Annotated in this window: 6 protein-coding genes; 3 read left to right on the top strand and 3 right to left on the bottom strand. The window is 70.6% G+C overall.

The features are described from left to right. Positions 1–5 precede the first annotated feature (5 nt). Complete coding sequence (locus ACFPCY_RS12330) at positions 6–2,513, bottom strand: DEAD/DEAH box helicase (RefSeq protein WP_378254438.1); 2,508 nt, start codon at positions 2,511–2,513, stop codon at positions 6–8. Positions 2,514–3,181: 668 nt separating this feature from the next. Here ACFPCY_RS12330 and ACFPCY_RS12325 point away from each other — a divergent pair. Continuing rightward, positions 3,182–3,457 (top strand): restriction endonuclease, encoded by a 276-nt coding sequence (locus ACFPCY_RS12325; RefSeq protein ID WP_378254437.1) that lies wholly within the window; start codon positions 3,182–3,184, stop codon positions 3,455–3,457. A 32-nt stretch (positions 3,458–3,489) separates the two neighbouring features. On the opposite strand, the gene ACFPCY_RS12320 is transcribed toward ACFPCY_RS12325, so the two are convergent. Together ACFPCY_RS12320 and ACFPCY_RS12315 are read right to left on the bottom strand one after the other, a co-directional pair. Next, positions 3,490–3,690, bottom strand: coding sequence for a hypothetical protein (locus ACFPCY_RS12320; protein ID WP_378254435.1), 201 nt, complete (start codon positions 3,688–3,690; stop codon positions 3,490–3,492). Between the two features lie 129 nt (positions 3,691–3,819). After that, a complete protein-coding gene (locus tag ACFPCY_RS12315; RefSeq protein WP_378254433.1) occupies positions 3,820–8,019 on the bottom strand; it encodes an HD domain-containing protein in 4,200 nt (1,399 codons plus the stop codon). Positions 8,020–8,414: 395 nt separating this feature from the next. On the opposite strand from ACFPCY_RS12315, the gene ACFPCY_RS12310 reads away from it, so the two are divergent. Then, a complete protein-coding gene (locus tag ACFPCY_RS12310) occupies positions 8,415–9,686 on the top strand; it encodes a serine hydroxymethyltransferase (protein ID WP_378254431.1) in 1,272 nt (423 codons plus the stop codon). Beyond that, positions 9,683–12,649 (top strand): non-ribosomal peptide synthetase, encoded by a 2,967-nt coding sequence (locus ACFPCY_RS12305; protein WP_378255149.1) that lies wholly within the window; start codon positions 9,683–9,685, stop codon positions 12,647–12,649. The genes ACFPCY_RS12310 and ACFPCY_RS12305 overlap by 4 nt, the downstream gene beginning before the upstream one ends. The last annotated feature ends 2 nt before the right edge of the window (positions 12,650–12,651 follow it).

Below are 12,651 nucleotides of genomic sequence, written 5' to 3'. Positions count from 1 at the left end.
TCGGGTCACAGGCGGTCGACGGCGGTGACGCGGATGACGGCCTCGCCCGCCTGGTCGGAGCCTGCGAGGTCCACCTCGGCGCTGATGCCCCAGTCGTGGTGGCCCTCCGGGTCGTCGAAGACCTGGCGGACGCGCCACAGCTCGTCCTCGGGGACCTCCTCGATCTGGAGGAGCTTGGGGCCGCGGGCGTCCGGGCCGGTGAGCAGCTCGTCGTGCTCCTCGAAGTAGGCGTCCATGGCGTCCGCCCAGGCGTCCGCGCCGAAGTCGGGGTCGAGCGCGCCCAGCTCGTCGTAGCGTTCGAGGGCGGCCAGCTCGACGCGGCGGAACAGCGCGTTGCGGACGAGGACGCGGAACGCCCGCGCGTTGGCGGTGACGCGGGTCACCTTCTCCTCGATCGCGGCCGAGAGGTCGTCGTCGGACGGGTTGGCGAGCTGCTCCCACTCGTCCAGCAGGCTGGAGTCGACCTGGCGGACCAGCTCGCCCAGCCATTCGATCAGGTCGATCAGGTCGTCGTTCTTGATCGACTCGGGGACGGTCTGCTGGAGCGCCTTGTACGCGCCGGACAGGTAGCGGAGCAGCAGCCCCTCGGCGCGGGCCAGCTCGTAGTACCCGATGTACTCGGTGAAGGTCATCGCCCGCTCGTACATGTCGCGGACGATCGACTTCGGGCTGAGCGGATGGTCGCCGACCCACGGGTGGCCCGCCCGGTACACCTCGTAGGCGGCCTCCAGCTCCTCCTCCAGGGGCTTGGGGTAGGTGACGTCCTGGAGCAGCTCCATCCGCTCCTCGTACTCGATGCCCTCGCTCTTCATCTCCTGGACGGCGACGCCGCGCGCCTTGTTCTCCTGCGCGGCGAGCACCTGGCGCGGGTCGTCCAGGGTGGACTCGATCACCGACAGGACGTCCAGCGCGTACGTCGGGGACGCCGGGTCGAGGATCTCGAACGCGGCGAGCGCGAACGCCGACAGCGGCTGGTTGAGGGCGAAGTCCTCCTGGAGGTCCACGGCGATCCGGGCGTAGCGGCCCTGCTCGTCCGGCTCGTCCAGGACCTCGACGACGCCCCCGGCCAGCAGCGACCGGTAGATCGCGATGGCGCGGGAGATGTGCCGCCGCTGGGCCGCGCGGTCCTCGTGGTTGTCGGTGAGCAGCCGCTTCATCGCCTGGAACGCGTTGCCCGGACGGCCGATCACCGACAGCAGCATCGCGTGGCTGACCTGGAACCGGGAGGTCAGCCGCTCCGGCTCGGCCTGCTGGAGCTTGGCGAAGGTCTCCTCGTCCCAGCCGACGAACCCCTCCGGCGGCTTCTTCCGCTGCACCTTGCGGCGCTTCTTCGGGTCGTCCCCGGCCTTGGCGAGGGCCTTCTCGTTCTCGACGACGTGCTCGGGCGCCTGCGCGACGACGTAGCCGACGGTGTCGAACCCGGCGCGTCCGGCGCGTCCGGCGATCTGGTGGAACTCGCGGGCCCGCAGCCGCCGCACCCGGTGCCCGTCGTACTTGCTGAGCGCGGTGAACACGACCGTCCGGATCGGGACGTTCACCCCGACGCCGAGCGTGTCGGTGCCGCAGATGACCTTGAGGAGGCCGGCCTGGGCGAGCCGCTCGACCAGCCGCCGGTACTTCGGCAGCATCCCGGCGTGGTGGACGCCGATCCCGTGCCGGACGAACCGGGACAGGTTGCGCCCGAACTTGGTGGTGAACCGGAAGTTGCCGATCAGCTCGGCGATCCGGGCCTTCTCCTCCTTGGTGCAGACGTTGATGCTCATCAGCGACTGCGCCCGCTCGACCGCCGCCGCCTGCGTGAAGTGCACCAGGTACACCGGGGCCTTCTGCTCGGCGAGCAGCTCCTCGATCGTCTCGTGCAGCGGCGTGATCCGGTACTCGTACTTCAGCGGGACGGGCCGCTCGACCGAGGTGACGAGCGCGGTCGTCCGGCCCGTCCGGCGGGACAGGTCGTCGCGCAGGAACCCGACGTCGCCGAGCGTCGCCGACATGAGCAGGAACTGCGCCTGCGGCAGCTCCAGGATCGGCACCTGCCAGGCCCAGCCGCGCTCGGGCTCGGCGTAGAAGTGGAACTCGTCCATGACGACGAGGCCGATGTCGGCGTCCCGGCCGTCGCGCAGCGCGATGTTGGCGAGCACCTCGGCCGTGCAGCAGATGATCGGCGCGTCCGGGTTGACCGAGGCGTCCCCGGTCATCATCCCGACGTTCTCCCGCCCGAACATCTCCACCATGTCGAAGAACTTCTCCGACACCAGGGCCTTGATCGGCGCGGTGTAGAACCCGACCTGGTCGCGGCCGAGCGCGGCGAACAGCGCCCCGGCCGCCACCAGCGACTTCCCGGACCCGGTCGGCGTCGCCAGGATCACGTTGTTCCCGGAGACCACCTCGATCAGCGCCTCCTCCTGCGCCGGATACAGGGTGATCCCGCGCCCCGACACCCATCTCTCGAACGCCTCGAAGAGGCTGTCGGCGTCGGCGTCGGTCCCGGAAGGCAACTGGTCGAGAAGGTTCACGTCACCATCCTGCCCTTCGCGACCCACTGCCCACGCCATAACCCCGACGCGAAACGTCCGGCGCCCCCGATCCCGCTACCCAGGCCCCCGCTTCCCGTCCTTTCCCTCGTCCCGCGAGCCGGTTTCCTGGGATGGCTTCCGCTTCGCCTGCCTCAACATCGGTTCCCTCGTCCGGGCGGGCCGCTCAGGCCGAGGCCTGGACGGCCGAGCTGGAGCGGCAGCTGGCCCGGATGCGCGAGGAGCACGCCCGGCGGGTCTCCGAGGCGGAGCGCGTCGCGGCGGAGCAGAACGCCGCGCTCGACCGCAGCTGGCCGCCGGGCTGCGCGTCCACGACCGGCACGCGGTCAGCGAGTACATGGAGATCGTCCTGCGCGCCTCGCCCTATCCGAGGGGTTTCCGGACGAGCGGCACGCGGGTTACGTCCCTGAGTCGTCGCTCCTCGCCGTCGAGTGGTTCCTGCCGCCGTTCGAGATCGTCCCGGAGGAGAGGTCCTTCCGGCACGTCAAGACGCGCAAGGCCGTCGAGCCCGCGGCCCGCCCGCTGCCCGAACGCCGGCGGATCCACCAGGAGCTGATCGCGCAGGTCGCGCTGCGCACCCTGCGCGAGGTGTTCGCCGCCGCGCCGGAGGGCGCCGTGAGCACCGTGGTCTTCAACGGACGCGTCCACGCATGGCCGACCCGCACCCGATCACCGGCGGCAAGTTCGTCATCCAGGCGAAGCTCTACACCCGGACGGTCGAACCGACCCACGTCCGCGACCTGTGGGGCACGGTGCAGCACGAGGGCGCGACGAAGGGGATCATGATCACGACGTCCGGGGACGGGCCGGACAGCTATCGGTTCGCCAACGGCAAGCCCCTCAAGCTCATCGACGGGACGGGCCTGCTGGCCTTGTGCCACGAGCAGGGCGTCCCCGCGCGGATCCTTCCGCGCAAGAGGAAGTAGCCCTGCTCGTCGGCTCGGCCGCTCTCACCGCGTCACTCGGCGCTCCTTCGCCCCGGCCGGGTTCCGGCGCGGCCGGGCGTCGAGCGGCCGTCGCGGGTCGGGTGTTGGGTGCGGCGGCCGTCGGCGAGGGTCGGGCGGCGGGTGCGGCGGTTGGCGGCGAGGGTCGCCGCCAGGCGCAGGGCGGCGGTCACGATGCCGCACAGGCCGCTGATCACCGGTATCCATTCCGTCATTTCGGGCTCCCTGGTGTCGCCGGGGTGAGTGGTCCCAGCGTCGGTCCGGAGGGCGGCCGGGCGGGAGGGGCGGGCTGTGTCGTCCAGGCGTGTCGGCCAGCGACACGGCTTTGACCTGCGGAAACCCGGTCAGGACGGCACGGGCGCGACACGCGGGACACGGGCCAGGGCCATCTTGATCGTCTCGTCGAGGTCCCGGACGGTCATCCCCAGGACCCGCAGGCGGTCGGCGATCTGCGGGACGGTCCGCCCGGTGTCCCAGGCCGCCCGGACGAGATGGAGGAGCGGCACCGGGCGGTCACGCGGGATCCAGGGGCCGTTCGCGCCGATCCCCGAGCGGAGGATCAGCACGTCGTGCTCGTCGGGACGCCATCCGGAGGCGTCGGGGACGTCGAAGCCGAACCGGGCGAGCCGGGCCGCCGTCTCGGCGGGCTCCGCGCCCTGCTCGGCCTGGATGCGGACGAGGTCGCCGAGGCTCACGGCGGTCAGGTCGCCAGGGACGCCGCCGAGGAACAGGCCGTGCGCGATCATGCGCCGGGTGATGCCGTCGGGCTCGGCGTCGATCGCGTGGGCCGGGGGTGCGTATCCGTACGCGACGAGCCTCCGGACGGCGTCTCCCACGTTGACGCCCGCGTCCAGGGCGGCGCGGACGGCCGGCGGGTAGGCGAGCGGACGGTCCGCGGACGGCAGGCGCTCCGCCACGGCGCCGTAGGACTCCAGCAAGCGGTGGTCCGTGGCGCACAGATCGTCCGGCAGCGGGAACGGGACGGTGATTCCGCAGGCCACGACCATTTCCCCGAGCTTCGAGGGTGGGAGGCCGAGTGTCCCGGCGGCCCGGCAGAGGCCCGCGGGCGTGATGTCGCCGTCCCGCTGCATCTCCTGCCACACCTCGGACGCCACCCGGGACAGATCGACGCCCTCGAACGCGGGCGGCGGACGGTGGTCGCACTCGGCACCGGCCCATCCGAGGACCGTCCGCACCCGCTCGACGCCGACGTCGAAGAGGCCGGCCATGACGATCAGGGCGAGCAGCGGGACGGGCCGGCGCCGGAGCAGGGCGGGCAGATCGATCCACCGGCGGCCCAGGGCCTGGTCGTAGCGGGTCGGAACGGGACGCTTCCCGGGCCGGTGTTCCTTCGCCCGCCGCTCCCGTTCGCGGAGGATCTCCAGCTCCGCCGGGCCGAGCCCGTCACGGCCGTCGAGGCCGCCGAGGCCGTGACGGCCGTCACGGCCGGTGAGGCCGTCACGGCCGTTACGGCCGGTGAGGTCGTTGAGGTCGCCGAGGAGGTCGAGGTCGTCGCCGTAGGAAAGCACCGCGACGAGGAGCCGCGAGAGCGGGTACGGGTCGGCACTGATCACGAGGTCGTCGGCGGGCGGGGAGGCGCTGGGCTCGGCGGCCGCGTCCGCCAGTTTCCTGCGGGCCTGCTCGGGCGCACCGAGCGTCTCGGCTCGGCGGAGGAGCTGCGCGGGGGTCATCTCGGCCGCGCGGGACATCTCGCCGAGCTGCCAGCGGTCCGCGTAGAGGCCGTCGTCGAGCCAGCGGCCGTGGGAGCCGCCGCCGAGCACGATCGCGTCGCTCGGCAGCGCGGGAAGCACCTCGGGAGCGCCGTCGAGCCCGGGGAGGCCGAGCTCCTCGGCCATGTCGTGCGCGAGGACGCGCCACAGCACGACGGCGTCGGGCACGTCGTTCAGATCGGTTCTGAGGACCATCGGTCGGGACCGTCCGGCGAAGGCGTCCCAGGGGGCGTGCCTGCGGCTGCCCCAGGTGAGCTGGGCGTCCGCGAGGAAGCAGCCCGTTCGGGACGCGTCCCAGGAGCCCGCCGCGTGCTCGATCCGGCCACCGGCGGCGATGGCCTCGGTCACCACGGCGTCGGCGATCCGGCAGCTGCCCTGGACGACGGAGAACAGCCAGTCGGCGGTGAGCGGCGCGGCGCCGGGCGCGACGAGGGTCCGCGCGGCGGCCCGGACCATCTCCTCGACGTCCGCCGAGACGTCCGACAGGACGTTGCGCCGGTCGACCGAGACGCGCGTCGGCGTCCGGCTCCCGGTCAGGTTGACGACGACGCCGTGCGGGCTCCGGCGCGGGCCGGTGTCGTAGTGACTGCTCGGCGGTTCCATGCGCAGGCCGTCCACGAGGAGGCCGCCGCCTCGGCGGACCCACACGACCGTGCCGCCGCCCGGCTCGCTCCAGGAGGCGATGACGTCGGCCGCGTCCGAGCCATCGCGGCGGAGTTCGCCGGCCGGCCAGTCGCCGGGCGGCCTGCCGTCCACGGCGACGGTGGTGTGGAACTGGGCGATGTGGAGCCATTCGCGGAGGACGTCCAGGCAGTCGACGGGGCGTTCGCCGGGACGCAGGTACAGGCGGACGGTCGTGCCGGGTGAGCGTTCGATCGCGACGTGTTCGATACGGAACAGATGGCCGGGACCGAAGATCGAGACCCTGAGCGTCGGCTGCGGGTCGCCGCGGCGGCCCATCGGGCGCGTGGTGATCTCGATCTCGTCGGCGAGCATGAAATAGCTCAGGACGCCGATGCCGAAACGGCTGTTCGGGAAGAACGGGACGGGCGGGTCGGCGGACTCCCATTCGGCGGCCTCGTCCAGGAAGTCCGGCATGTCGATGAAGCGGGTCCCGGCCTGCGCGAACACCTCGGTGAGGACGGCCGCGGTCATGCCGATGCCGTTGTCGGCGCACTCGATGAAGGCGCGGCCGTTCTCGTCGGTTCCCTGGCGGAACGCGATCCGGCCGGTCCAGTCGTCCAGCCAGAGGCCGCGGGCGCGCAGGTGGGCGATGCGGGCCTCGCGGTAGCGGCAGGCGTCCAGCGCGTTCTGGTACAGCTCGCGGACGGCAAGGCTCCGGTCCTGGTAGAGCTGCTCCCCCATCAGCAGTTCCTGGACGCGCCGCTCGTCCAGGCGGAACCGGCTCACGCTCCGGAACAGGGGGCGGCCCTCCTCGTCCGTCCGGGCCGTGACCTCGTCGGCGGTCGCGCGGGACGGGAGCGCGGCGAGCGGGCTCAGGTGCGGGTGCGCGCGAGCGGCCCGGCGGACGGCGTGCAGCAGCGTGTCCATTCGATCGGCATGACCGCGCAAACCTTCGAGTTCGGCCGGATGTCCGCACCGCGCAGAAAGGTGCAGGACGTCCGCGCCGGAGATCCACTTCGCCCGGGACGTGACGTTCCCGCGCAGGTCGGCGAGGTCGAGCGCGCCCGGAATGCCCAGGTGCCGGACGATCACGTCCGGCAGCCGGGTGAGATCGATCGCCATGGCCGAAGCGACCGCGAAGACGTGCGCGAGGAGCTGTTCGCGCACGATGTGCTCGCCCGCCGCCGTCCTGCTCTCACAGCGCAGCGCCTTCGCGCGCTCCCCGGCGGTCAGCTCGGAGACGTCAAGGCGTAGCGCGTACAGCAACCCCCGGACGGTCTCGGCGTCCAGAAGCTCACTCGTGCCTCCAAGAAGCTCACTCGTGCCTCCAGGGTGTTCGTTCGTTCCCAGGAGAGAGCGAACGTCCGGGAGGTTGTAGAGGCGCGGGTAGCGGGCCAGCCAGCGGTGGAAGAGCCACCAGCCGATCTCGGCCCGCGCGTTCTCCCGGTCCGGCAGCGACGGAGCCTGAGCCCTCGACGTCAACTCCGGATGCTCGAGTAGCAACACTTCGAACGCGCGACGTTCGGCTGATGGCCCTTTGATCGACGAAAGCTCAAGTGGTCCCACAACGCGCAACCGCGCAAGAGCGCGCAGCAAGTGCGTTTGATGCAGCAAAGGAACAAGCGCGATCAGCGCCGCCTCGGCGGGACTGAGATCGCCGAGGCCACGAAGCGGCCCGCGAAGCAACGCCTCCACGGAGGACATGAAACGAAGGCCCGCGCCCACGTCGAGCCACGGGTCGTCGAGGAGTCGCCCCGAAGCCTCGTCCGCAAGCGCCCCCAAGTCCTCGGCCAACGCAACGGCGCGGGAACGGGTCACCTCGTCCGGCACACGCCCCCACACCTCGTGGCCCGCCACCCGCTCCGCCCAAGAACGCCCGACGGAACGTCCCACACCAGCACCGAGGGGAAGGCGGATTCGGGTGTAGAGGACGGCGGCTCGGCGGCCCTGCGCCGGGGTGCCGCCGAGTGCGATGGCCAGGGCGTGAGCCTGGCGCTCGTCGGCGGGCAGGCGGTGTCCGCGCAGGATCGCGTTGACGTTCGTCCGGGACGTGAGGGCCATGGCGGCGGTGATCTCGCCGCGGCTCTTCAGGCCGCGGGTGGCGTGGATCTCGTCCAGGAACTCCAGCAGCCGGCGGTGCGGCCCTTCGGCCGGCCAGTCGGCGCGGTTGATCGGTTTCCCCTGTCCCACAGAGCGTGTGTACACCACGCCCACCGTGCGACAGGGGGAATCGCACAAGGCGACGCGCAAGGAAGCGGCTTTCTGCACGGGCGTCGAGCGGACGGCGGGCTCGAATCGGTGACCACATATGGCCACTGGTTACTGTCGGTGGGCAAAACCGTCCGTCCGCTGACCCGAGATCCGGAACAACCTCAGCTCTTTACCCGCACTTGACGCTGCGGACGGTAGTCAGTGAACAGCGAGTGATGGTAGGCCACCCGCCGAGCATTGCTTTTCGCGGAGCGGTTCACAATCCTGTTGATCGCGGCATTCGACCCCACAATCCCCGCCCCGCCTTTTTCGCAGGCGCGAAAGCGCCGCGCTCGTTCGGCTCCCATCGGCGCGCACGGAGGTGCACTGCCATCATGTCCCTGCTCGATGACTCCATCAGGGAAGTCGACCCCGAAGTAGCCGATGCCCTGGCCGACGAGATCGCCCGCCAGCAGAACAAGCTCGTCATGATCGCCTCGGAGAACTTCACGCCCGCCGCCGTTCTGGCCGCGCAGGGTTCGGTACTGGTCAACAAGCTGGCCGAAGGCTATCCGGGGGTGCGGTACTGCGCGGGCTGCGAGAATGTGGACGTCATCGAAAAGCTCGCGATAGACCGGGCCAAGGCACTTTTCCAGGCCGAGCACGTCAACGTTCAGCCGCATTCGGGCGCGCAGGCCAATGCGGCGGCCTATATGGCGCTGCTGGATCCCGGCGACACCATTCTCGGACTGGATCTCGCGCACGGCGGCCATCTCACCCACGGCATGAAGGCCAATTTCTCCGGCCGTTTCTACGACATCGTCTCGTACGAGGTCCGGGCCGACGACTCGGTCATCGACGTCGAGCAGGTGGCGCGGCTCGCGCGCGAGCACCGGCCGAAGCTGATCGTCGCCGGCTGGTCGGCCTACCCCCGCATGATCGACTTCGCCGCGTTCCGGCGGATCGCCGACGAGGTCGGGGCCTACCTGCTGGTGGACATGGCGCACTTCGCGGGCCTCGTGGCCGCGGGCGTCCACCCCAATCCCGTGCCCTACGCCGACGTCGTCACCTCCACCACGCACAAGACGCTCGCCGGGCCGCGCGGCGGGATGATCCTGTGCCGCGGCGAGCTGGCGCGGCGGATCGACTCGGCCGTCTTCCCCGGGCAGCAGGCCGCGCCGCTGGCGCACGTCATCGCCGCCAAGGCGGTCGCCTTCAAGATCGCCATGACCGAGGAGTTCCGCGACTGGCAGCGGCGCACGCTCGAAGGCGCGCGCATCATCGCCGAGCGCATGTGCGAACCGGACGCGGCGGCGGCCGGTGTCGAGGTCCTCACGAAGGGCACCGACGTGCACCTCGTGGTTCTCGACCTCCGGAACTCCCCGCTGACCGGCCGGGAGGCCGAGCACCGCCTCTACGACATCGGAATCACGGTCAACCGCAACTCCGTGCCTTTCGACCCGCGTCCCCCGATGGTGAGCTCCGGCCTGCGCATCGGATGTTCGGCTCTCGCCACGCGCGGTTTCCAGAGGGAGGAGTTCGCGAAGGTCGCCGACATCATCGCGGACGCGCTCCAACCGGAACTCGACGCAGCGACGGCCGCGAAGCTGCGCTCACGCGTGGAAACGCTCATCGCGAAGTACCCGGTTTACTCCACGCTTTCATGAGCGTCGATTCCGGGACGGCACGTCCGGAGCGGCTCCCGCTCGTCCCGCAGCGCGGGAACCACGCCGGCGCGCCTCTGTCCTACGCGCAAGAACGCGCATGGCTTTTCGAACTCGCCCATCCTGGGACGGCACTTCAGAACATTTCCCTGGCGCTGCGCCTGACGGGTGATATCGACCCGGCCACCTTGCGGCACAGCATCAGGAAAATCCTGCGCCGTCACGAAGTGTTGCGCACCGGCTTCTTCACCGAGAACGGTGGGCCGGTACAGCGGGTGGCCGCGAACGTGACGGAAAGTCTCGTGGCAGAGCGCCTGAGCAATAACGGCCTCACCGCGGGCCAGCGAGACGCGGCGATGCGCCAGTGGACACGGAAAGTGACCTGCGAGCCGTTCGACATCGAAGAGCCGCCGTTGCTGCGCGTTGGACTCCTTCAGGTGGACGAAGGCGAACATGTACTCGTCCTGGTCACGCATCGGCTCGTGGCCGATTCGCAGTCGATGCGCGTCCTCATGGCGGAGCTGATCGCAGGTGACGAGGCCGAGCCACCCGATCGTTTGCCGTTCCACTACGCCGACTTCGCGGCATGGCAACGAAGCAGAACGTTCCCCACCGAACTGGCACACTGGCGGAGCCGACTCGCGGATGCGCCGGTCGGACTGCCCGTGCCGCGGAACCTGCCGCTGCCGGTCGTCCTCGACGACGTACCAAGGCACCCGAAGCAGAACCGCGAGCACCTCCACGTCCGGACGCGCCTGGTGACCGCCCTGAAAGAACTGGCCGCCCAGCAGGGCACCTCGCTGTCCGTCGTCCTCCATACGGCGTTCGCCGTGCTGCTGGCGCGCTACAGCGGTCAGGACGACATCGTCATCGCGACCACGGCCGCCGACCGGCGAAGGGAAGAGCTGGAGCGGCTGATCGGAGCGTTCAGCGACGTCAAGCCGCTACGGACGAACCTCGCCGGCGAGCCGACCTTCCGGCAGGCCCTGGATCGTGTGCAGAAAGCGATCCACATCGCACACGCACATCAGGACGTGCCGTTCGACCGCCTCGTCCAGGAACTCTGGCCGCAGCAGCACTCCGTGGGCAGCCCGGCCGTCCAGGTCGGGTTCGAGCTGGTCGATCTCAAGCTGGTCGATCTCAAGCTGGTCGATCGCGCCTGCGCGGGAACGGCGAGATCCACTGTCCTGGCATGTCCGCCTCCCGATGCGCGGTTCACCCTTGCGCTCCAGGCCACGCTCACCGACTCGGGCCTGAACCTAGAGGTCGGTTACCACGAGGACGTATTCCGGCCGGACTTCATCGCCACCATGCTGGACGGCTTCCATGCACTGCTTCGGAACGTGGTCGATGATCCCGACAGCCCGGTGCACGATGTCCCGCTCACCGAGCCCGCGCATCTGCGCGCGCTCCCCGATCCCACGCTTCCGCCCCGGCGGCATGTGCTTCCACCGATCGCGGAGTTGCTGGAGGCGTCCGCGGCACACCATCGCGACCTGCCCGTGCTCGTTCAGGGAGAACACCGGTGGTCGTATGGCCGGCTTTCCGAACACGCACACGAGCTGGCCGACGTTCTCCGTGCGAACGGTCACGTCCCGGGTGAAGTGGTCGCCGTCGCCACCCGGAGCAAAAGTTTCGACCTTTATGCGGCCATCTGGGCCGTTTGGCTCGCCCGAGGGATCCTGCTCCTGGTCGACACCACGCTGCCGCAAGCCCGACGCACGGAGATGATCACCCGGGCGGACGCGCGCACCGCTCTCGCCCTCGATCAAGAATCGGCCGCAGCCATGACCGATTCGCCCGCCGCAACGGTGCTGAACTGCAGCGGCACCGAGGTGACGGTGATACGCCGTGGCGGCAGACCGAGCCGTCACCTCGGCAGCCGTCCGGGCGCGGACGATCCCGCCTACGTCTTCTTCACCTCCGGCTCCACTGGATCGCCGAAAGCGCTGCTCGGACGCCACAACGGTCTTTCGCACTTCGTCACATGGCAGAGCCGGAACTTCGGCATCGGCGGGCACGACCGGTGCGCTCCCCTGCTCAGCCTCAGCGCGGACGCCGTCCTGCGGGACGTCTTCACGCCTCTGGTGAGCGGCGCATGCCTGCACCTGCCCGTCGATCCGGCGATGCGCGGGGGCGACGCGTCCCTCCCGCTGCCGTGGTTGCACGACGAGGCGATCACGATGCTCCACACCGTGCCCTCACTGGCCTCCGCCGCGATGGTCGTTTGGCCGAACGCTCGTCCGCTCGAACATCTGAGACTGCTCTTCATCGCCGGAGAGCCGCTGTCCGGCCGGCTCGTGGAACGGCTCCGCGCACTGGCCCCCAACGCCGACGTGGTCAACCTCTACGGCACCAGCGAGTGCACCATGGTGCAGACCCATCACCGCGTCCCGCCGTCGTTCGACGCCCGAGACGGCGCGAACGTCCCGGCGGGAACCGGCGTCCCGGACGTGGACGTCCTCGTGGTGACGCGTGGCGGCACGCTGTGCGCGCCCGGGGAGGTCGGCGAGGTCCTCATCCGCTCGCCGCACGCGACCCTCGGGTACCTGGACCACGAGGGGCCGGCGGGCTTCGTCCCCAACCCGTTCCGGGACGACCCCGCCGACCGGGTGTTCCGTACCGGTGACCTGGGCCGCTACCAGCCGGACGGCACGGTCGAGATCCTCGGCCGCAGCAGCGAGCGAACCAGCGGGACGCGTCCGGACGAGGTGAACGCGCTGCTCGAAGCCCATCCGGCCGTCGCCGCCTCGACCGTCCTCGTGACCGAGACGCCTGTCGCCTGCGTCGTCCTCAAGGAAGGTCGGACGGCGTCCCCGGACGAGCTGCGCCGCTTCCTCCGACGCTCATGCCCGCCCGAGGCCGTCCCGACCGCTTTCGTCTACGTCGACCAGATACCGGTGACCACCATCGGGAAGCTCGACCGCCGCCGCCGCCTCGCGAGCCTGGCCGGCGGCCGCGACTGACT

Origin of the sequence: Actinomadura gamaensis, assembly GCF_042652125.1 — a bacterium.
In the GTDB taxonomy this organism is placed as follows: domain Bacteria; phylum Actinomycetota; class Actinomycetes; order Streptosporangiales; family Streptosporangiaceae; genus Spirillospora; species Spirillospora gamaensis.
Note: the sequence above shows the minus strand (reverse complement) of the source record. Positions and strands in the feature narration are given on the sequence as shown.

What these genes read in the sequence shown, in the direction of transcription:
- ACFPCY_RS12320 (WP_378254435.1), bottom strand. Translation starts at nt 3,690, where the DNA reads ATGACGGAATGGATACCGGTGATCAGCGGCCTGTGCGGCATCGTGACC.
- ACFPCY_RS12305 (WP_378255149.1), top strand. Translation starts at nt 9,683, where the DNA reads ATGAGCGTCGATTCCGGGACGGCACGTCCGGAGCGGCTCCCGCTCGTC.
- ACFPCY_RS12310 (WP_378254431.1), top strand. Translation starts at nt 8,415, where the DNA reads ATGTCCCTGCTCGATGACTCCATCAGGGAAGTCGACCCCGAAGTAGCC.
- ACFPCY_RS12325 (WP_378254437.1), top strand. Translation starts at nt 3,182, where the DNA reads ATGGCCGACCCGCACCCGATCACCGGCGGCAAGTTCGTCATCCAGGCG.